The sequence below is a fragment of the Aquitalea sp. FG25 genome (assembly GCF_057809375.1).
The window spans coordinates 61504-81815 of sequence record NZ_JBMDJV010000012.1 but is presented as its reverse complement, the minus strand read 5'-3'; the positions used below and the strand labels follow the sequence as shown (position 1 = coordinate 81815).

Below are 20312 nucleotides of genomic sequence, written 5' to 3'. Positions count from 1 at the left end.
TGGCGCTATGAGATCACAATGAAATTCATCAAAGTAACCCTGCTTGCAGCAATGCTGACCCTCGGGCTGCTTCAAGCCGGGTCGTTAAGGGGGTAGGTATGGCTGAATGGAAAGCAGCACCATCGAACAGTTATTGCTATATCGGCCCGCCCGGGTTCACCATCACAGACGTAGGTCTGCTTGACGGAAAACGGACCTTTGAGCTGTGGAAACAGGAGTTTGATGAAGGCTCAACTCGCCCGCGATCTGAGGCCGTCTTCCGGGACCCGAAGTTCGAAACGGTGAAGAAGTACCACGCTGACAATTACGAATAACTCGTCAATCAGAGCCACCTTCCAGTGGCTTTTCTTACTACCCATGGGGCCGCCTGTGGGCGACCCCATTCAAAGGACGAACCATGCCCACCGACCAATTCAACGTGATCTGGGCTTCTATTCAGGCCGCGCTCCAGTTCGTAGTTGAAGATGTTCAAGATCGAGTATTCCACTCACTTCCTGCTGGTTTTCGAATCAGCGATGTAATGCAGGAAGATCGTACCGATGCGCGACTTATTCGCTTCCAAGTAGTGAAGCCGACTGATGGTGAGAACCAAGAAGTCATCCTGACCATCGCCGGTGAGTTAATCGATGGCTTTGCTCATCAGGATGAAGGCTACCGCGTATGCGTGACAATCACAGGCCCGGGTAACTTGGCTATGGGCGGTTACCAGCCTGGCTTGTACACCCCTGATGTGTATTGCCACTCGGCCGATCAACTCCGTCACCGCATTGAAAAGTGGCAGACGGACAAGTTGGCCGACTACATCGTGAATTGCCTTCACAACCCTTACCTGGTTAAGGCAGCTGCAGAGAGAGGAATCAATCTGTAATACCCGCTTAGTCAGCTGACTGCCGGCCACCGGTATCGAAGACTACTCTCGCCAACCTGGTGAGAGATTCAACCCTGTACGGGAGCACGTCCCGTATGGGGCGGCTCTCATTCAAATTTGGAGTCGTACTTAATGAGTAACCTTGATCAGCAAGATGTATCGAACTGTGATGCAGTTCCGAACACCCCCCTTGATGTTCAACTGAAATCTGACTGTGGAAATCAGGTTCGAACTCCCCTGGTAGAAAAAATTATCATGCAGTGTGGTGATAATTTCTGGGGGGAGAGTAAGCAATTCTCGAAATCTGACTGGAAGTATGAGGTCGAAAATGATGACACGGTGCTTGGGTATTGGGAGTGGGTTATCTCTCTTGCAGAAAGTAACGGTGTAGACCTCAAATCCATCTGCTGAAAGGACGGCATGTTATGGCGATCTTTTCTGCAGATAAAAAGTTCGAAGTTAAGGAATCAGTGGACTCACCTGTTATCGATCGTTTGCGAAATGTCGCAGATGACGGAAAGGTTGATGCTTACTCAATTAAGTTTCGTCATCCACGCTTCAAGAACCGCTTCACTGAACCGCACTTTTATGCTTGGTTTAGGATCGACGGAAAGGTGTTTGCAGAGAATGCCAGCACTGTTTTCGCACTGGAAGCGATTCTCGAAAGAGATTACCTGATGGATGAACATCAACGTGCATGATTTGCATCATGTGGGCCTGTACGTCCATCGCCTACATGATCAGTGAATGCAGTCTCTTTTAGTCCTCACCACTCTCGCCAACTCGGTGAGAGATTCAACCCCCTACGGGAGCACGTCCCGTAAGGGGCGGCTCCTGTTTTTTTGGAGCCGTACCATGCGTAACTTCGACCTATTTCCTGCAGAGCAGGAAGATGCAGTACCTGTAGTGGCACTGGAAGATCAGATCGATGCAGCCGTGCAGGCGGTGTTGAATCTGATCCGAGCAGGCCATCCCATCACCCCGGCGTACTCTGGTGGCAAGGACTCCAGTCTTGTATGCGCAATTGCGCTGAGAGCTGGGCTCCTGGCCAAGGCTGAGGGCATTTCACGGCTCATGATTCATGTCGTCACGTCCGATACTCTTGTGGAGTCGCCTGAGGTCTCTGTTCATTACCAAAAGGAACTTCGCAAAATGGAGGCATTTGGTCGTGAGCATGGGATTGATGTGACGACCAAAATTGTGACGCCGAACATGCTGTCATCGTTTCAGGTCAAGATTCTGACGGGCCGCGGCTTGCCTTCTTTCAAGACTGGAACAAGCGACTGCTCGACTGATTTAAAGGTGCAACCTTCCCGCGTTTATCGCAATCAGTGGTTCGCAAAGGTTCGTTCTGATGGCTGGAAAGAACCTATTACTCTGATCGGCACAAGGTTCTTCGAATCTGCAAAAAGGTCGTCCAAAATGACCCAGCGTGGCGAGCACACCGAAATTCCGGTGCGTAACAAGGATCAGCAACTGATCCTCAGCCCAATTGCTAACCTGACCACAGATGATGTCTGGGAGGCTCTGGCGCTTTTTGGTTCTGGCTTTTGGCCTTCGTACTCAGACTTTGAGGAGACCAAGCGGCTGTATGCGAATGCGGCCGGTACATCTTGTGCTGTGGTTGCGGAAGCAATCATGGAAGGAAGTACGCGTAAGAAGGGTGGATGTGGCTCTAGGTTCGGGTGCCACACTTGCCAAGTCGCTGAGGATAAATCGATGCGGAACATGCTTGAGTACGATGAGCAGTATGCGTACATGCTCGGGCTGTACAACCTCAACCGACTGATCCGAAACACACAGTACGACTGGTCGAAACGCCATTACATCGGCAGAACGATACAGGCCGGCTGGATTGCGATTGAGCCTGACACCTACAGTCCGGCATTTATCCGATTGCTGACTCGTTTGATGATCCAAATCGATTTTGATGAGGAACGTAGAGCGAGTGCAGCGGGGGAGCAGCCGCGATTTAACCTGCTGCCGTTGGATATGCTGATCGCGATTGATGCGATGCAAAGTCTCAACGGTATTGCCGTGCCGTTCTCTTGCCTGGCTGACTGGCGCAACATCCGTTATCGCGGGGTGCGCTACGAATTCCCCGAGGAGGCCCTGTTGGACGATGCCCCGTATGCACAGTCACGACCACTTCCAGAGACAATGTTTTTGTACGTGGGAAAGGAGTGGGATACGTCGGCAAGTGCAATTGACTGGAGTGGTGTCCGTGATCCGTTCATTGAGGCCATGACAGCCGATTCTTCGTGTGAGCCTGTGCTTGAAGATGTCGGTGGCAAGATGACCTGGCATGCTGATGTCGGTGAGCGCTTTTCTGTTGACCCTGAGTCGGCCTACATGATTGAGGAATTTGAACTCGACAGGCTGGCAGACCGGGCTGAATCTCCGTTCTTTGTTGGCGGTGTAACAGACGGGTATCGCTGGTACAGGGCTTACGGTTGTCTCAACCTGTCGTACTCGCAGCAAAAAGAGCACGATGAGATCTGCAGACGTACTGATTTCAAAGAGCGACAAGGTCTGACGCTGGATTGTGATGTAGATGCGCTTCTGGCTAAGTCGTTGCCGTACTTTGAGTTGCCGGAATCGGCACAAGAGGTCTGGAAGAACAAACTTGGTCGTGTCAAAGTGCAGCCTATCTTGTGGGCAGCATAAGTGGCCGACTATGCACTACCGGACCAATTAGCCATTCCCTTTACCCAAAACCCGCCTAACGGTGGGTTTTTTTTTGCCAATGTGAATAGATAGTTGAATAGATAAGTCAAAAACAATGATTGGTCTAGTCAGCAAGATGGCAGGAAATGAAAGGAAATAAGTGCGACTTCTTGGAGAAGTGGGGCTGGCCAACGCCGACTGCACTAGCTCTTGAATAGATCCTTCTATTGGGAAATTCACCAGCCACGTTCTTGCGGATGTGGTGTGATAATTTCGCGGAAAAGTTGCTATTACGATCTGCGTCGATAGTATGGGCCGGAACTTATCAGCCCGGAAGTTTCCGGGGTCTGGCCCTGATATCCAATGGAGACGTAGAGAGATGGAATACACCCCAATATTGTTTGAGGCAATCGCAAGGGAAGTCGTCAAGTCAAGCGGCGAGCAATATCTATATTGCAGCCCAGAAGGGTTGTTGTCTGTGTCGATCCCCGCGCAATCTGTGGTTGAAGCAATCAACACGGCTTCCTTGCAATTGCCTGATGGGAATGGATTCGACGTGATTAGGGCTGAATATCACACTGGGCCTGTCATTAGTTCCTCGGTATTGATGCACGATCAAGGGTGCAACGGAATAATCAACATAGAGGGTGTGCTGGTCGAGTTCTTATACAGACCGCTCAAGAATGGCGCGAAACGTGTAGTGTTCAACGAGGTTGATGCTATGCGGATGCATCATGACATCATGTTAAGACTGGAGAAATTAGAAGTTGAGGTCGATGCTTTGAAGACCATCAAATCAGACAAAAGATAGAGTAATGAAAAAACTGAAGATATTGGCACTGGCCATTTGGATAATGCTCTGGATTGTTGCCACATGTTATGGGTTTCGCATTATGCCTGAAGCGTGGGCATTGTGGTTCGATGGAAATTATAATGAAGCGGTACGGTTCGCGCCGGCGCTAGGGGTCCTAATCGATCCACGCCCTGGTGCGTTGATGCTTGGTCCAATTGCCCTGCTTGGGGGAGCCATCATTGCGGCGGCGCTATATTTCAAGTTTTTCGATTCAGATCCCGTTGAAAACAAATAACATCATCATCAAGAAACCGGCTTATGGCCGGATTTCTATTGCATCAGATGAAAGTTTTGGCCGAGTCGGGCGGGACCTGGTTATGGCTTCACTACACATCATCGATAGCCCGCTCATCTGCGCTATCTCAGGAAGTAACTTCCTGGCGTGGAAGCAGGACCCGGCTCATCATCCAACTAAGAATCGCCGTTTCACATGGTAGCGTCCCGGACCCACTCTGGGGGCGCAAAGTACGCAGATGCGAGCATTCGCAGTATGCGCAGAAAGTGGGGGTTGACCGGAGTGATCCAATGTGATGAACTAAAAAAGCCATCTCTAAGCACATGGGGAAACCCTACGGAGAGCCGATAGGCAAGGCCAGATTTTGTGAAACGTGTTTCCTCCTCAAAACCAAGCAGTACCGGATAGAGGTTAGGTCTCGCAGTGCTTGCGTCGTTTAACCCAAATACTCTGGAGACTGTTATGGTTCAATTCGTACGTAAAAACGATACCCTCTTTGCCATCGAAGTTGACGTGAAGCGCACTGCCCGCGCAATGGCAAAGGATCTGCCTAATCTCTTCCCCGAACTCAAAGGCAAAATTCCGAGTACTGAGGGCATGCTCGAATTTACCGTGAAGTCGTTGGGCTCGGACTCGTACTTTGCGGCACTTCGAAGTGCTGATGATCCGTATGCTGGTGGCATGGATCATGACGCTCTGGAGCGTCTTGTTGCTTCTAATGCCATTACAACCGGTCAGCGCTTCCCGAGTGGCTTGCCCCGGAAATTCGATAAGGCATGGCAATTCACCGCAATGCAACTCTTTGCTGAGGCTCGCGCTAAGCGTGTGCAAGGCAAACTTGAGTTCATTGCTATCGTAGGTGGTCGTGGTAGCGGCAAGACCCTTTTGGCTAAGAATGCTTGCAGTAAATACGGTGGCAAGGTCATTGATGTTGATCTTTCCATCTGTCATGGCACCGCTGATTCGTATAAGCCTGGCGAACTTTTGATCTATGATCGTCCGGCGGAAATGCCGATGCCGCACCTTGATTTCGGCAGCAGACTTGGACTGTGGCGTGAAATGCCTGCCAATCGCCAGAAACTTTCTGTTTACACTGATTTGCGCCGTAACCGGCCTCAGGTTTTGGCTCATGATGATATCGACTACTTGGGGAAGGGTCTTCGCAATTGGGTTAAGTCTCAGACTGATGTGTGTCTTGTGGCTTGCCTGGCAAGCAACGCTGAGGTCTATCAGGCTCTGACCTCGGGTCCTACCATTAGCCGTATGGGCAGTCAAAGTGATAGCGCTGATTTCAACTGGCGTGGAGCACATGTGGTCAACCTTGAAACCATGACCTATGAGTTCATTGAAGGGCCTGGCCTTCAGATGGAAAATGGCACTTACCAATATCCTTCTTAGTCACCACCCAACAAAAAAACCGGCCACTGGCCGGTTTTTCTTTTTCCCCTGTCGAGAGCCTGTCAAGTCAGACTTGTTCCTGATCATGCCCATGGTACACATCGTCGATAACCTCAGCGGCTCGTTTCAGCTGTAGCTCACCATTCTTGATGCGCAGGACGTGCCGACCCAGCAAGCCTCGATGCGAGGATCGCGAGGCGTTTCGGAAAATGTTCATGTCCCCTACCACCACAAAGCTGTCCTTTGTCCGAGAAACGGTCACATTAAGCATGCTGTGGCTGCTGTCGATAAACGTGCCCATGGATGCTTCAGTGTAAACGGGGGAAAACAGGATAACCGGCCGTTCCGCGCCCTGGAGTGCGTGAACTGTTCCGATTGTCAGCGCATCGTGAGCGCCACCTATGGGCAACTGACGGGACCGGCAAGCGCGAGCGATCATTGTTGCTTGGCCACGGAAGGGCGTAACCACGCCTACAATCTCGCCGATGGGCTTCTTGTAGTAAGCTTCAAGGGCCTCTCGGTTGTCAGCGATCCACTCTGCTACTGCAGCTGCTTCATCCTTGTTCGATCTGGATCCATCATTATGCGATTGGCCAGTGCCGACAATGTTCAAATAGGCGAGGGCAGGGAACGGTGCATCCCCACCGGGGCCGCGCTTGGCGATCAGTTTGCCTCCATAGCAAAGTTCATTACAGAAGGCGATGATCGGATCAAGGCAGCGTCGGTGTTCGAAGAGGTACATGCCTCTGGCGAGGTCACGGTCATAGTGGTAGCGTGAAGCGAACTGGGCAACGCGCATGACATTGCCGCCGGCCGCAGTCTTGCCGGATAGTACCATCTCGTTGTAGCTATCTTCGATGTTCGCAGGATCAATCAGACCCTGGCGCATCAAATTACCTACGTCAATTGGGGCCGGCACATTCCATATTGGATCAAGTTGGAAGGTGTCCCCGACGATGATTGCAGACTTGGCCAGCGAGAACGATGCGCCAGCAATCTCAGGCGAAACCTGACCCGCTTCATCAACGATGAGGTAGTCCGCGAAGTTGTAGAGGTAGTCTGTGTCGAACGTCTTGGCCCCATTGAGCTTGCGGAAGCTCAGGTGTTTCGGAAGACTGGCGAAAGTCATTACCGAGCAGGGTGTGAGCATCATACGACGACGCCAGCGAGCCTCCATGGCGGCTTTGCCTCGGCGTTTTTTCTCTTCGGCCTTGTCTCGGCCCAGTGCATTGACTTCTGAGAGCCAGCGGCCTTCCCAATAGTGGACTGCCAGACGGAAGAGGGTGAATCGAATTGAGCAATCAATGTTCCTGTCGATATCCTGCAGGGTGGCCTGCGGATTGTCATTGATACCCATCTGCTCAAGAGTGAACTGCCAGTTCTCCTCTGCGGTAGCGCGAGCCCGGGATGCAGACTGAAGGCGAGAGAGTTGCTGCTGCGCTTCAACGTTCTTCTGCTCAAGGTGCTTGATCGATGTATAGAGCTGGTCGTTGAGGTGTTCAAGGTCGGTACTACGACTGATGTACGCGCCACTGCCTGGCCATTTCGATTGTACGAACCACTTTGCCTTCTGAAGTCGCGAAGCGGCAACCGGCGGGATGAAGCTGAAGAAGGCTAGCCACGGTGACTCGTTTTCAAGATATTTCCGCCAAGCACGGATGGCCTGGTTGTACTGTGTAACCTCACCCTCTGCTTCTTGAGCCAGCGCACTTGCAGTGCGGATCTTCTCCTCAGGGTTGTTCCCCAGAATAGATTCGTGGGTGGCCATCGACTCGACGTATTCAGCCCACGCCTTTTTTACGTCACCGATCGTGTTGTAGAGAGCATGCATCTCGCGCTGCAGCAATTCAATAGCGTCTTCGACATGGCTGATGTCAGCGCCCGGGAAGGCCTTTGATGCGGCGTTGAGGTACTGCTCCGTTGCGCGCTCAAGGTAGTCGTCAGTTTCTACCTCGTTGAAGAAGGATTGAGTAATGTACTTCTTCGCGGCCTCTTCCTCGCGCGACATAGCCGGTAGATAGGACCCGTAGCTGTTGACGTTTGGTAACCAGCGACCAGCCAATGGGCCGCGCCCTTCGGCAAAGTCTTTGCCGAAAGCATCAATGATGTTGGTCACTGCCTGGTTGTTGTTCGAGGCGGCAACGATGACCGGTGGTTCGCTGCCCTGCATGGCGGCTCTCGTCCAGAGCGATGCAACGATGGACAGGACAAGAGTTGTCTTGCCGGTGCCCGGTGGGCCGTTTACCGGAATGATCTCGCCGATTTCGCAACGAAGCGCATGGCCTAGCGCATCGCGTTGGGCAATGTTGAGGGGGTTGCGATCGTTCGGGTGAGCCACGCGAACAGACATCAGATCGACTGATGGAATGCAGTCCTCAATTGGGCTTGGGCGGGTGGACGCGAAGGTGTCAAACAGGGGAGTGTTTACGCCAGAGAGAAGCAGTTGGTCGTAAAGATCGATGATTTCCTTGGTCGTGTTGTCCGGGCCGGTCTCACGTTCCTGGACCAGACTCATCTCAAGACGAACATAGTGCTCACTGTCACGAATTGATGTGGGGGCTACTTCTTCGATCATGAGCGTGCAGGCATTGGAAAAGTCCTTCCAACGCTTGGATTGGAAGATCTCGACCAACTCAGTGTCATTGGCATGATCTTCGGGATAGCCGAAGCCCTGGATAGGCTCCCGGGACAGGTACTCATCCATGTCATCGAGGAGGCCAATTGTGAAGGCAACGTGATCCTGTGGCTCCAGAAGGTCGCGGGGAATGGTGCAGGCCTCCGGGAAAATCCTACCGGCATCGTCCACCAGTGCCGTTATGAGTAGGGGCGTCATCCAGTAGGGAGTGCCGCTACGGCCCACCGAGTGTTCTTTCCTTCGCCCCATTAGGAAAGGGCGGTAGCTGATGCTAACCATCCGGGTCTCAGGTGGCTGGTTGTTGAATAACTTCTCTACGACATCATGCGGGAGTTTGCCGGTTAGCCAGCTGGTGTTTTTGACGGTGTGATACTGGCGCGTTTCAGATTCATCAACGGCACCGCAACCAATTTTGGAATCGGCGACGGATGCTCTCCAGTAGCGTGCAAACTTGATTGCGTTCTTATCCATGGCATGAGATCGAAGAGGGTATCAATCATTCGAGCATGCCATCTGTGTACACAAGCTAACATTTGGATAAAGGGCAGTAACTACCCATTCAGGCAAATGAATGGCGCTAGTTAGCTTGAAAGTTCACCCTTATGCGCAGCGCGATAATGCTGCATAGCCTTAATGGCGTCTTTGTCGCCAAGCTGTGCAGCTTTGTCGATAAGTAGCAAGGCCTTTTGCTTGTCCGTATCCACGCCTTGGCCGGTGAGATACATGCTCGAAAGAAGCATTATGGATTGCACATGGTTCTGATCTGCTGCCATTTGAAGGAACTTGGCAGCAAGTGGGTAATTGACGGTCTTGTGTACCTGATCTCTGTAGAGAAGACCTAGTTGGAATTGGGCCTCTGCAATACCAGCAGCAGCACAAGGCTCTAGCAAGTCCCGACCTTTGTCCGCATCAAATGCCCCGCCAAAACCGTTCACGTACATGCTGCCAAGCCGCAATTTAGCGGTCATGTCCTGGAGTTTTACTCCCTTTGTGTACCAATTTCGGGCCTCTTCAGCGTTATGTTCCACGCCCATCCCGGTAAGGTAAGCATCACCAACCTTCACAATGGCCTCTGGAAGCTCCTTTTCGGCAGCTGATCGGTAGAGCGCCACTGACTTAGGGTAGCTTTGGGGGACGCCAGTGCCATGGCTGTAAAGCAGCCCAAGGTTGTATAACGCGGCAGCATCCCCTTGTGCGGCGGCTAATCGATAGTATTTTGCAGCCATCTCATAGTCTTTGTGACCAGAGCGGCCTTCGTAGTAGAGAAGTCCCAAAAAACGCTGTGCTGGCGGGTAGCCTTTGTCAGCTGCTTTGGCCAGCCATGACTCAGCCTTCTTGCCATCGAAAGGGGTCCCGAGTGCGTAGAAGTAGGCAACGCCAAGCATTGATTGCGCCGGAACAAACCCCTGCTCAGCTGCACGTTCATACCAGCCAAAAGCGATATCCCAATCCTTTGCTGTTCCACGTCCGTTTGCATATGACTCACCAACCAAATACTGAGCCTCTGGTTCCCCGGCATTAGCCACGGGAGAAAGCTCCTTCAATGCCTGGGCGAAGTGCTTCAGGTCATAAGCCTTCTTGCCCTCAGCAAGTGACCCCTTTGGTTGGCAACCGGTCAAGATGAATGCAGCCAGCGAAAGTGCCGGGATCATCCAGTGTATTCTACTCATGATATAAAAACCCCTTTATATTCAGTAGTATGAGGCTGCGTTGATGATTTGCAAATCAATTTCAGCGTGACGGAACGAGGAGGGGTGCCCATGACAACGATAAAGCTGCGAAAAGAGATGCAAAGAGGAGAGGATGTAGTGACGTAAAGAATTATTCTTCTACGTCCAAAAAAATTGCTGAGCTAGACAAAATGATGCGCATGCTGATGATTCCTTTGCTGCTGATTTCGGTTCAAACCTTTTCAGCGACCAGCAGTATGGGCTTGGTCAATAGCTCTGGGTACAGCGTATATGAATCGAGTATGGGTGGGCGCCAACCCTACTATGGTCTAGCCGAATACAAGGTAAAGGCCATTACGCTGGCTGGTAATGGCCGATATCAAGTAGCACTGGATGGGGCTGGTGTTGTACCTGATGTTGTTTTGAAAGTAGGGGGTCGAGAAGCGGTGGCGTTGCACGCTGGTGATCTGGTCAAATCGCGTGTTGAGATTTATGGTCTTCGGTTCGAGGAGGGTAAGACAAAAACCACACTTGCAATCATTGCTTTGCCGAGTTGGGACAAGGAAATACATCCCCAACAGGTTTCTTGAGGCAAATACTTCTTGCGAACATCAAACTTGAACGAATAGAATCAATTCGTTTTCTGCGATCTTTGTATCGCTGCCCTCCGTGGCACCTGGCCCTTCGTGGCCTTCAGGTCCTTTGTGACCTACTGAGTTCTTAACTCAGCGAGCTGTCGTCCAGCATTTACCCTGATCCACTGGATCTGTCCCTTGCTCCACATTTTGTGTTGAGCACCGTTGCTATTGCAACTGTTCCCAATGTGCCCAAAGCACCCTTTAGCCGCTGGCTTCTGTACCCAACAAATCAACTAAGACCCTCGCTGGCATTGATTTGAACTCGACTATTTTTCGTCGAGATCATTACTTAATAGAAATGTAGTGCGTAACCGTATAAAGCTGTAGTGAGCAAATTTGCATTCCATCGGGAACCTCCTGTTGGGGGATGATCCGTCTCATACCTTTTATCTCTGTTCAATTAAACCCCGCCGGGATACTCCCGATGGGGGTGTCCTGGATTCTTTTTATTTAAGGAGTCTTTGATGCTTGAACATATCTTTGCAAACCTGGGTAACGATGAATTCACCTTCTTGGTGTTCATTGCCGTGTTTCTGGGCGTTTTTGCTATCGGCGGTACTATCGTTGACAAGCTGGAATCTCGGAAGGCCCCCAAACGCAATTACCGCGAACGCACTGGTCGAAATTTCGCATAATAAAAAACTACTCCCTACGGAGTGGATAACCCATGTGGGAAATCTCCCACATTGGAGGCCCCACTTTCGAAAGGAAATAGTTTGCCTCAATTCTTTGATAGAGTTGCCACCTTTTATCGAAATCAAATTATTCTACGGATGTTGAATATTTGCTTGGCTTTGAAAGATGGTCTTTTAGAATGTCAACGAAAGCACAGCATTCCCGCGAGGAAATCGTTGTATAGTTACTTAATATTCAGGGCAAGTGAAAAATGCTACTTGATTGTGCATTCATTCAGCTTAAAGTTGTTTGTTATGTATTGTCCATAATCAAGACTGCACGAAAAATTACCCTCATTTAATCTTCAACCTTCTTACCCATCGGGTCTTACCCGTTGGGTAAGACCTGGCCCTGGAGAATTCCATGAAAACCATTATCAAAATCACAGTTGCAGCTATCGTGGCAGTGCTTATGTCGGCATGTGCAGTACAGCCCACCAATTACGGTTATGGTCAGCAATACGCTGCTATTCCGACCATTGGTGACAGCGCTCTGGGTCAAACCGGTAGTGTCAAGGTTGGCACAGTCATAGCAGTTGCTACGGTGAATGTGCAGTACACGACTGACAGTCGTCTTGCTACTGCCGCGACCGCGATGGGCGCTGCAGGTGGTTTGGCTTTAGGTTCCAGAATCGGATCTGGTACTGGCAGGAAAATTGCCATGGCTGTATCCGGTTTGGTGGGCGCAGCTGGTGGTAATGCTGTTGCAGCCAATGCCAGTCATGGCTATGCACGTCAGTATGTGATTCGTACTGATAACCGCCTGGTGAACGTGACCATTGAGACTTTCGACCCTTCCATTATGGTGGGGATGAATGTCATGATGGTTGAGACGCAAGGCCGCGTAGTCCGCTTGCTTCGAGCATAAGAAAAAGCCCCCTGTAGTTTATGGGGGCTTTTTTATTTTGCTTCGTTAATTCCTGATCTCAACCAAGCAGGGTAGAGGTTAGCAGAGCCGATGAACAGACGCCATTCGCGCTCGCTCAGCGATTTCTTGACCTGACTGAGGTTGTGATGGAGTCCATTGTCTCCCATCCAGATATGTGCTCGAAGAGCAACGCATCCGCTTCTAATATATGCATGCCTTCAAATACCCCCGTTGAATTTATAGGCATCGGCCAGTCTACGTTATCTGCAGTATTTCCTTGCGGCAATTTATATTTATTGAATGATTTCGCGTTATATTTCTGTTCCCTTCCTAAAGAGGGTAATCTCGCCACTAGCGATGCCTTGTCAGATGGGGCATGTCGATTGCATATTAAGGAAGGTAATAGAAGTGACAGTATCAAGGCGTATAATTCTCCAAGTTTTACTCTCAATCATTGCAATTGGAGTGATCTCAGGCTATTCCATTTATACTCAAGGAAAGCTTGAGACACTGATCGCAACCTTCTCGAAAACCGATTACCCCAGTATTTCAACGCTGAATCTGTTCAATACCACTGCCGGGTCGATGCGGATTGGTGCTCTTGAACTTGTGACCGCAGACAATCCCGAGCAGATCCGATCTGCTGACCAGAAGATTGAGAAGAACTACGGTGATGCTAAGTCTGCTCTTGAGCAGTACAGTCACTTGATCAGTGATGAGAAAGACCGGGCCCTGTACGAATCCGATCTGCAACTGCTTGAGCAGTACCATCGTGAAGTACGCCCGATGATTGATGCCATGACCCGGGGTGATGTCACGGAAGCCCATCGACTGCGCAGGGAGAGGGCAACACCGATTGGTGGCAAACTTCGTCAAGCGGTTCTTGACCATGTCGCCTACAACCAAACCTTGGTTGACAATGAGTTAAAGACTGCGATTGATGACTTGTCCAGTGCGAAGCGGGTGTGTCTGAGCGTTGGTGCTGCCCTGGTGCTGTTCATGGTTATCAGCGGATACCGGGCGTATGTATCGATCATTCGTCCGATTGATACCTTGAAAAATGCGATGGTAGGCATTCGTCAGACCTTAGATTTCACGAAAGAGGTCGTGGTCCAGAACGACAGGGATGAGATTGGTACGACTGCCAAGGCGTTCAACGAGCTGGTATACCGGCTCAGAGAAAGCATCCAGAGCATCACGACCTCCTGTAGCTCAGTTTCTCGCTATACCACTGAGTTGGCGCAGGCCGCGAAGCATGTCTCAACTGCAGCTGACCAGCAGAATGAGTCCTCCACCCACATTGCGGCCACGATTGAAGAGATTACCCAGAGCATCACGCATGTTGGTGAAAGAGCCCTAGCGGGCAGTCACAAGTCGGATGAGGCCAGTCAGCTTGCATTGAGTGGCAAGACGGTTATTGCCCGAACCGAGCAAGAGATGCGTTCCATCTCACTGACTGTCGATGACGCATCCAGAAGTCTGTCCAACTGGGACTCCCAGAATCAGAAGATAATTGCCTCTGTGGGAAGCATCAAGGATATCGCCGATCAGACCAACTTGTTGGCCCTGAATGCTGCCATTGAAGCGGCCCGCGCCGGCGAGACCGGTCGTGGGTTCGCGGTGGTGGCAGATGAAGTGCGGAAGCTTGCTGAGAGGACTACGATTCTGACCGCCGACATCGAGGAGGTCATGAAAGGTATAGCGAACACATCGGAAGAAACCACTGGCCAAATGCAGAAAGCGCACTCCCTTGTTGCTGTCGGTGTGAGTCAGGCATCCAACGCGATTGAGTCCATCCAGTCAATAGAGACCTCAACCAGCGAAGCGAAAGTGATGTCAGGCGATATCGCGGTGGCAATCAAAGAACAGGCTACTTCCTGCGAGAGCGTGGCCATTCAAGTAGAGCGCATTGCCCAAATGGCTCAGCAATCCAGCTCTGCCGCTCAGCAGACAGCTGCCGTTGCTCTACACCTGGATGCCGCTGTGAAGTCGATGAACAGTGCTGTTTCTGTCTACTCTGTCTGAAGCCTCACAGCAAAACTTGCATATCCACCTCGTGAATTATGCAAGTTTTGCTTTTTAGTCATGCCGCAGCGCTGGCATCAGCCTCAATAGCCTATAGACCTTCCTGCATCCCTCAATCGTCTTCATTTCCTCAAGCGGCTGGCTTTCACCTAACGCAGCGTTTGGTGCTGATAACCAGTTCAACAGCTGGACGTTCCTCGTAAACCTGGACGTTCCCAAGGCCAAGATTTTCTGAATTGCCCCCATCAGTTCAGGTGTGAATCGATCATCATGGTGACGGGCTGTGAGAATTCGAGATTCAACGTCCAGTGGCTCGGCAGGATTGGGATTGCCGGCTTTTCTCAACAGAGATTCGTTCCAAAGATTTACAGGTTTACTCATTAGAATAAGCAGATTTACTCATGACAATCAGAGAGTACAGGTAGAAGAATTGATGTCAAATCAATTGAGACGGCATTGTCCCAAAAGCCATGGAAAGCACCATTGCATCTGCTGAAGAACTGATACATGACTTCTATCCGGTCCTCAGTGCGAAATTGCTTTTCTCCAATATTCAGCATGCAAGGTGTATGCATAACAAGTCTCGTGCAGTTAGGAAAAAGGTTGTCTTCCGTATTGAGGGGCCAGAAGCAACGGGTTAGACTGCGCAAACACTTCCAGAGTCAACAGCTATGCTTTTTGTCGTTAAGTGGATTGCATCCTCAGATCTCCATACGGCTACCTTCATTGTCGCCATATTGGCGTCGTCACGGCTCTTGGTAGAAGTGGCTACATGGTTGAGAGTGCCAAGAAAACAAATGCCGGGCGATGCATAGCCAGAACTCAGGATAAAGCTCATGTTTCTTGGCGCTGTTGATGCTGGCGCTTCCGTGGTGACAGCAGCAGCAGTCTGGTCGGAGCGCATCCCATGGTAGCAGGCTCGGAGCTGGTGTGATCGCGTATAAGATCCACCATCGCGACGACAGTACCTCATCATTCAACTCATCAACTAGCAGGCTCGATACCACGGCTTGATCTGGCATTGATGCGGACCAATTCCGAAGATACAATGATGTCTCTTCTGTAGTACCGCACCTACCGGTGCAATTACCTCTTCGCACATCCGAATTAACCCACGCGGGATCTCCCGCCGGGTGGTCTTGCCTTTACAAGGAAGATCACCATGAACTCCGCTCCCCCTGTCCGAAACTTGGTTGGTCATGTTGCTGTAAGTGCTGAAATGAAAGTGCTTGGCACAATCACCAGTCAAACCGCTGAAGATGGAAAGAACTGGGCAGTCATCAACGATGACTACGAAGTACCCCTGGCCGGCTGCGATTTTTGCATGGACGTGATGGGCGTATGGCGTCGTGACTACCCGAATCTGCCGGCCGAATTTGTTCGATTGGCACCGTAATACTTCCACTCACTTACCACATAGGCCTCAGGCCTTAACTTATGGCTCATAACCGATCGGTTTGGGCCATTTTCATATGGAAATCACCATGACTACTCAAGCTCAAACCAGCACCATTACCGAAATCAGCAACCCAAATGAGAACTGCCTGGAGGGAATGTCTTGCCCGAAATGTGGCAGATTCGGCCCTTTTCGCATCTTCGTCAAAGCAGCTGCCTGGGTTCTTTTCGAAGATTCCGGCAGCGAAGAAATGCCGTCCGGCGACCTGGAATATGACAATGCTTCGGGCTGCAAATGTCCCGGGTGCAAGCATGTTGCAACAGTCGGGGCGTTCAAGGGTGTTGTCGTTGACCTGTCTTCCTTCAACCCGTTTCAGCAGATCGTAATGCATTCGTACATCGGTGCTGAAGATTTGATTATTGATCCACCGAGCTTTCGTGATTGTGGCGACACGCTGCTTGAGTTTCTGCTCGCAGAACTTAGCGAGTGTGATGCCCCTGACGATGCAACACGGCGTGTGAGTACTGCAATTCGTCAACTTGAACGTGTCAGCGCGGCTTTGAAGAAAGAGGTTCAAGCCGACTCGCATAATGCACCTGACGCATTGCCTGGCTGGACCACTGAACATGAGCTGATGGCTGCCCGTGAAGGTTGGGGCTTATTCCATACCGAAGGCAGCAGAGACGGTGATTGGCAAATTCAGCGGATCGATCATCCGGACGACTATGCCAAAGATTCGGCAGATCGTCCGGCTTGCTTGGCGTCGGATAATTCTGCCTGGTTCATCGTTGGATCCGGTAAAGGACCGCACCATATCCTGGCGCGTTCTTTGCTGCAGGTTCATAACCACGAAGAATTCGAGGTGGTGACCAAGGCAGCAAGTACTACCCCGCCGGCCAACGTTGAAAGCCTGATCGACGGAGTATTGTCGCGGAATGAAGGTAATGGTATCTACTCGGTCGGCGCGAATGCGGCGATCAAGGCGATGAACCATCACTGGAATTCACATTTTGCTGAGGGACATCCGGTTCGCATCATCTCCGATGACATTGAAGGTATGAAAGACCAACTCAATGCTGTCGTGAGGGAAGTGATCGATACATTGCTGAACCCGCCGACTCCGAAGACGGTAAGCAAGTATCAGGATCTTGAACTACTCAATATCGGCAATCGCCGCTATGAGTGGAACGAAACCTTCAAGAGCTATTGGTCAGTTGGTGCTGATACTCACGCGCTTTATGAGTATGCCTTGACCGATGCTGATAAGGCCGATTACCCCGGTATCGTCCTGTAACCATCATTGCGCCCTTCCATATTTGGGGGGGCGCAATCTTCCTGGCGGAAATGCCGGTTTTTCACTTCACCCCAGAGGGCAGGTGCCGCCCTTTGGTGAGCATCCGCCTGATGGAATACCATGGAAACTATTTTATGGATGTCTCCGACGATCAAGTCCTCTCGCGTGAAGAGGCCATCGACTTTCTTCTGTTGAAGAAACAAGTGGATCGTGTAGTGCGTAAGCGCTCTGATACCAATGTGCCGGATAGCTTAGGCGATCAACTCTGTCGTATTTCAATGAAGATGTATAACGCGATGGGCAAGCTTGGCGACCGTTCAGCATTGATTGCGGAAGCAAACAAACTGCTCAAGCAGGCTGAATCATCCTAATCACCAACATTTCACCCAAGGACCCTCATTAGAGGGGCTTTTTTTTGCATCCAACCTGGGGCGTGTAATAGAATGAAGATTCTTCGTAGTACCCGTGCCTTTCAGGCGCACTTACCTGGTTTTCTATCCGCCTACTCCTGGGCATCACTCTCGGTCAGTTCGAACAAAGAAGCTTAGGCTTCGCTTTGTCGTGCTTACCGTTTATATCAAACCCTTGCGGGGCTTCTCCCGCTGGGGAAGCTTCGTTCTCTATTTGGAGCTTTCCCATGGCAAATGTACGTCCTATTCGTGCCGTTGAAACACGTTCTATTGGTCTGGCCCACGGTAAACGTCGCATCTGGATCGAAGGAGGCCAAGCTCTGCGTGGTGGATTCGAACCGGGGGCAACATATAACCGGGACGCAGATACAAAGAGGTCCATTCTTACCCTGACCCTGGCTGATGGCCAGTCTGGTAAATACAAGGTAACACCCAAGTCGCGGGGCGATCGGGTGGTGCCGGTTATCGATGTCAATAGTGAAGAGTTGATTGATGAGCTTTTCTCTGGTTTGAGTGAAGTTCGAATCATTGTCCAACCCACGCGCATCATTGTGATGCCTCTCGCTTCTGCGCTTCGTGCAAAGGAGCGCCTGGCTCGCCTGAAAGCGAAGATGTCGAACAAAGAGCCGCTTTCCTTGGGGTCTTTGTCCGCTGGTGTCGGGATTTTGGATCGAGCTATCCACGATGGTCTTAAGCAATCCGGTATCGAAACGAAATTGGTGTTTTCCAATGAAATTCGCAAGGACTGCCAAGATCATGCAGCGGAATACAACCCTATCCATACGGACGAAACCATCGATTTGACGATGCCGATGCAGGAAATGGCATTCGACGAATGGCTGATGAGTAACCTGCCGCGTGTCGATATTTTGATCGCAGGTGTGCCGTGCTCGGGTGCAAGTGTTGCTGGTCGAGCCAAAAACAAGATCGCAATGCCTGAAAATCACCCGGAAGTAGGGCACCTTGTTGTCCCATTGCTTTCGATCATTGCGCGTCTGGGCCCCGTGTCCTTGGTCCTGGAGTGCGTGACCGAATGGTTAAATACGGCATCTGCTGCATTGGCCCGGTCCATGTTGAATGACCTGGGTTATGAGGTTCACGAAACCGAATTGAACTCTCGCGACTGGAATCACCTTGAGGAGCGCCGCCGGATGTGCATGGTGGCAGTAACGAAGGGAATTACTTTCGACTTCGATTTGCTGAAGCCGGAACCGCAAGAAGTTACTTTTGGTGAAGTGATGGAAGATGTTTCCCCGGATGCTTCTACTTGGGGCCGCATTGACTATATCTGGAGCAAGCTTGAAAAGGACAAAGCTGCAGGGAAGGGATTCTCCCCGACAGTGGTAGATGCCAATTCAACGAAAGTGCCTGTTCTCAATAAAACGCTGCATAAGCGTCAAAGTACCGGCACCTATATCCAGCACCCCGAAAATCCGGATCTGTACCGTATTCCTACGGTTACGGAGCATGCGAAAGTCAAGGATGCCTATCCGGATATGTTCCAGAACGTTACCCAAACCTTTGGTCATGAATCACTAGGGCAGTCTGTTTGCACTCGTCCTTTCATTTCCACTGGCCAACGCCTCGGCATGTCCTTCCATGAGTTCAACATGTTTGGTCAAGTCGCTGCGGTAAGCACCATGGCAAGCCGCATTGCGGCTTAAGCAGTATCCATTCACAACCCTAGCGGGGATGCCCCCGCAGGGGGCTCCTTGCATTCGATATGCAGGAGTAGAAGATGAAACAAATCGTACAAGCCGTTCATGAGGCACTGGAACGCCGCTGGAAAAAAGCGGGCAGTCCAGCACATGCAACCGAGCTTTGCCTTCGCGATATGCAACGGTTCATTGATGATCAAGCGCAGCCTCAAACTGTTGAACAGATTTTGGCTGAGGCAGTCGATTTGCTTGAACAGTGGATTGAGTGCGGGAAGCCTGCGACAGTAGAAGAAACATCTGTTATCTACAAGGCTAAAACCTTCAAGATTCAAAAAGCCCTGGCGCACGTCAACAGCATCTTCCCAGAAGTAATCCAAGTATTTTATGGGGTGGACTGTCGTTGGCTGTACTGCGGTGAAGGTTTCGAAAGTCCGGACTTTGCTGGCAAAGTTGTAGACATCGGCTTGCTGGAAGAAGCGGCAGATACGGTGGAAGCCTTTCCATCTGCATATTTGCTGGATGGCATCGATCTGGAATAAGAAGTTGTTGTAGAGATACTGAATTTTCAGCTAGAAAACCAAGTATCTAACCCATACCAAACCAACCCCTGCGGGAATGCCTCCTAATCGGGGGGCTCCGTGTATTCATGTTGAGGTCATCGTGAGATGGCCTTCACATAATAAAAGCCGTTGATTTGCTTCGAGCCGTTTAGCGAACAAATCGTGGCATCTAATTTGGAGCTAAAAAATGCAAAATAACCCCTCGAAATACCTTGTTGCTGAAGGCTGGTCTCATATTTTCGAAGAATTCGGCGAACGTGTCGTTCGTTTTGTTTATGACACAGCTAGTAAAACGATAGTCTTTATGGATATGCACACTGGCCTCGGCTGGAAGTCTACGACCAGTGCTCAGCTCGAAGATGTGACTGACAGCCTGGTTAACTCCAATGAAGAAGCGCTGGAAGACCCAGAAGAGTTTGGTCTGGATTCCGTTGATGTTCTACCAGAATGGGCTACCGTTTAA

21 protein-coding genes are annotated in these 20312 nt (G+C 50.8%); 18 read left to right on the top strand and 3 right to left on the bottom strand.

Annotated elements, in window-relative coordinates:
• The first annotated feature begins 98 nt into the window (after positions 1-98).
• From ACODR9_RS12345 to ACODR9_RS12310, 8 genes are all read left to right on the top strand, one after another.
• Positions 99-314 (top strand): hypothetical protein, encoded by a 216-nt coding sequence (locus tag ACODR9_RS12345; protein ID WP_488809595.1) that lies wholly within the window; start codon positions 99-101, stop codon positions 312-314.
• A gap of 83 nt (positions 315-397) precedes the next feature.
• Complete coding sequence (locus tag ACODR9_RS12340; protein WP_488809593.1) at positions 398-868, top strand: hypothetical protein; 471 nt, start codon at positions 398-400, stop codon at positions 866-868.
• Positions 869-1000: 132 nt separating this feature from the next.
• Positions 1001-1279 (top strand): hypothetical protein, encoded by a 279-nt coding sequence (locus tag ACODR9_RS12335; protein WP_488809592.1) that lies wholly within the window; start codon positions 1001-1003, stop codon positions 1277-1279.
• 14 nt (positions 1280-1293) lie between these two features.
• Positions 1294-1569: a hypothetical protein gene (locus ACODR9_RS12330; RefSeq protein WP_488809591.1), complete on the top strand. Its 276-nt coding sequence runs from the start codon at positions 1294-1296 to the stop codon at positions 1567-1569.
• Between the two features lie 154 nt (positions 1570-1723).
• Positions 1724-3535, top strand: coding sequence for an adenine nucleotide alpha hydrolase family protein (locus tag ACODR9_RS12325; protein WP_488809590.1), 1812 nt, complete (start codon positions 1724-1726; stop codon positions 3533-3535).
• A 379-nt stretch (positions 3536-3914) separates the two neighbouring features.
• Positions 3915-4346, top strand: a complete 432-nt coding sequence (locus tag ACODR9_RS12320; RefSeq protein ID WP_488809589.1) for a hypothetical protein — start codon at positions 3915-3917, stop codon at positions 4344-4346.
• Between the two features lie 4 nt (positions 4347-4350).
• The gene (locus ACODR9_RS12315; protein ID WP_488809587.1) at positions 4351-4623 is read left to right on the top strand and encodes a hypothetical protein; all 273 of its coding nucleotides are present in this window, start codon (positions 4351-4353) and stop codon (positions 4621-4623) included.
• A 462-nt stretch (positions 4624-5085) separates the two neighbouring features.
• Positions 5086-6021: a hypothetical protein gene (locus ACODR9_RS12310; protein ID WP_488809586.1), complete on the top strand. Its 936-nt coding sequence runs from the start codon at positions 5086-5088 to the stop codon at positions 6019-6021.
• Positions 6022-6088: 67 nt separating this feature from the next.
• On the opposite strand, the gene ACODR9_RS12305 is transcribed toward ACODR9_RS12310, so the two are convergent.
• Complete coding sequence (locus ACODR9_RS12305; RefSeq protein WP_488809585.1) at positions 6089-9127, bottom strand: DEAD/DEAH box helicase; 3039 nt, start codon at positions 9125-9127, stop codon at positions 6089-6091.
• A 110-nt stretch (positions 9128-9237) separates the two neighbouring features.
• Positions 9238-10326 carry a tetratricopeptide repeat protein gene (locus ACODR9_RS12300; RefSeq protein WP_488809584.1) on the bottom strand — a complete coding sequence of 363 codons (1089 nt, stop codon included), beginning with the start codon at positions 10324-10326 and terminating at the stop codon, positions 9238-9240.
• 191 nt (positions 10327-10517) lie between these two features.
• Between ACODR9_RS12300 and ACODR9_RS12295 the strand changes: the two genes are divergently transcribed.
• The 4 genes from ACODR9_RS12295 (at position 10518) to ACODR9_RS12280 (ending at position 14531) form a co-directional block, all read left to right on the top strand.
• Positions 10518-10916, top strand: a complete 399-nt coding sequence (locus tag ACODR9_RS12295; RefSeq protein ID WP_488809583.1) for a hypothetical protein — start codon at positions 10518-10520, stop codon at positions 10914-10916.
• 512 nt (positions 10917-11428) lie between these two features.
• Positions 11429-11599: a hypothetical protein gene (locus tag ACODR9_RS12290; protein ID WP_488809582.1), complete on the top strand. Its 171-nt coding sequence runs from the start codon at positions 11429-11431 to the stop codon at positions 11597-11599.
• Between the two features lie 403 nt (positions 11600-12002).
• Positions 12003-12506 (top strand): hypothetical protein, encoded by a 504-nt coding sequence (locus tag ACODR9_RS12285; RefSeq protein ID WP_488809581.1) that lies wholly within the window; start codon positions 12003-12005, stop codon positions 12504-12506.
• 408 nt (positions 12507-12914) lie between these two features.
• Entirely contained in the window at positions 12915-14531 is a 1617-nt protein-coding gene (locus ACODR9_RS12280; RefSeq protein WP_488809580.1) for a methyl-accepting chemotaxis protein, read from the top strand.
• A gap of 54 nt (positions 14532-14585) precedes the next feature.
• Here ACODR9_RS12280 and ACODR9_RS12275 read toward each other — a convergent pair whose 3' ends face one another.
• A complete protein-coding gene (locus ACODR9_RS12275) occupies positions 14586-14777 on the bottom strand; it encodes an antitoxin Xre/MbcA/ParS toxin-binding domain-containing protein (RefSeq protein ID WP_488809709.1) in 192 nt (63 codons plus the stop codon).
• 916 nt (positions 14778-15693) lie between these two features.
• On the opposite strand from ACODR9_RS12275, the gene ACODR9_RS12270 reads away from it, so the two are divergent.
• From ACODR9_RS12270 to ACODR9_RS12245, 6 genes are all read left to right on the top strand, one after another.
• Entirely contained in the window at positions 15694-15927 is a 234-nt protein-coding gene (locus tag ACODR9_RS12270; RefSeq protein WP_488809579.1) for a hypothetical protein, read from the top strand.
• Positions 15928-16015: 88 nt separating this feature from the next.
• Complete coding sequence (locus tag ACODR9_RS12265) at positions 16016-17221, top strand: hypothetical protein (protein WP_488809578.1); 1206 nt, start codon at positions 16016-16018, stop codon at positions 17219-17221.
• A gap of 95 nt (positions 17222-17316) precedes the next feature.
• Entirely contained in the window at positions 17317-17592 is a 276-nt protein-coding gene (locus tag ACODR9_RS12260) for a hypothetical protein (protein WP_488809577.1), read from the top strand.
• 266 nt (positions 17593-17858) lie between these two features.
• Positions 17859-19295 carry a DNA cytosine methyltransferase gene (locus ACODR9_RS12255; protein ID WP_488809576.1) on the top strand — a complete coding sequence of 479 codons (1437 nt, stop codon included), beginning with the start codon at positions 17859-17861 and terminating at the stop codon, positions 19293-19295.
• Between the two features lie 74 nt (positions 19296-19369).
• Positions 19370-19828, top strand: coding sequence for a hypothetical protein (locus ACODR9_RS12250; RefSeq protein WP_488809575.1), 459 nt, complete (start codon positions 19370-19372; stop codon positions 19826-19828).
• Positions 19829-20036: 208 nt separating this feature from the next.
• Complete coding sequence (locus ACODR9_RS12245; RefSeq protein ID WP_488809574.1) at positions 20037-20312, top strand: hypothetical protein; 276 nt, start codon at positions 20037-20039, stop codon at positions 20310-20312.

Coding starts and splice junctions, on each gene's coding strand:
- ACODR9_RS12265 (WP_488809578.1), top strand. CDS start 16,016: ATGACTACTCAAGCTCAAACCAGCACCATTACCGAAATCAGCAACCCA.
- ACODR9_RS12295 (WP_488809583.1), top strand. CDS start 10,518: ATGATGCGCATGCTGATGATTCCTTTGCTGCTGATTTCGGTTCAAACC.
- ACODR9_RS12255 (WP_488809576.1), top strand. CDS start 17,859: ATGGCAAATGTACGTCCTATTCGTGCCGTTGAAACACGTTCTATTGGT.
- ACODR9_RS12270 (WP_488809579.1), top strand. CDS start 15,694: ATGAACTCCGCTCCCCCTGTCCGAAACTTGGTTGGTCATGTTGCTGTA.
- ACODR9_RS12320 (WP_488809589.1), top strand. CDS start 3,915: ATGGAATACACCCCAATATTGTTTGAGGCAATCGCAAGGGAAGTCGTC.
- ACODR9_RS12345 (WP_488809595.1), top strand. CDS start 99: ATGGCTGAATGGAAAGCAGCACCATCGAACAGTTATTGCTATATCGGC.
- ACODR9_RS12315 (WP_488809587.1), top strand. CDS start 4,351: ATGAAAAAACTGAAGATATTGGCACTGGCCATTTGGATAATGCTCTGG.
- ACODR9_RS12325 (WP_488809590.1), top strand. CDS start 1,724: ATGCGTAACTTCGACCTATTTCCTGCAGAGCAGGAAGATGCAGTACCT.
- ACODR9_RS12300 (WP_488809584.1), bottom strand. CDS start 10,326: ATGAGTAGAATACACTGGATGATCCCGGCACTTTCGCTGGCTGCATTC.
- ACODR9_RS12250 (WP_488809575.1), top strand. CDS start 19,370: ATGAAACAAATCGTACAAGCCGTTCATGAGGCACTGGAACGCCGCTGG.
- ACODR9_RS12275 (WP_488809709.1), bottom strand. CDS start 14,777: ATGGGGGCAATTCAGAAAATCTTGGCCTTGGGAACGTCCAGGTTTACG.
- ACODR9_RS12340 (WP_488809593.1), top strand. CDS start 398: ATGCCCACCGACCAATTCAACGTGATCTGGGCTTCTATTCAGGCCGCG.
- ACODR9_RS12290 (WP_488809582.1), top strand. CDS start 11,429: ATGCTTGAACATATCTTTGCAAACCTGGGTAACGATGAATTCACCTTC.
- ACODR9_RS12335 (WP_488809592.1), top strand. CDS start 1,001: ATGAGTAACCTTGATCAGCAAGATGTATCGAACTGTGATGCAGTTCCG.
- ACODR9_RS12305 (WP_488809585.1), bottom strand. CDS start 9,127: ATGGATAAGAACGCAATCAAGTTTGCACGCTACTGGAGAGCATCCGTC.
- ACODR9_RS12310 (WP_488809586.1), top strand. CDS start 5,086: ATGGTTCAATTCGTACGTAAAAACGATACCCTCTTTGCCATCGAAGTT.
- ACODR9_RS12285 (WP_488809581.1), top strand. CDS start 12,003: ATGAAAACCATTATCAAAATCACAGTTGCAGCTATCGTGGCAGTGCTT.
- ACODR9_RS12330 (WP_488809591.1), top strand. CDS start 1,294: ATGGCGATCTTTTCTGCAGATAAAAAGTTCGAAGTTAAGGAATCAGTG.
- ACODR9_RS12245 (WP_488809574.1), top strand. CDS start 20,037: ATGCAAAATAACCCCTCGAAATACCTTGTTGCTGAAGGCTGGTCTCAT.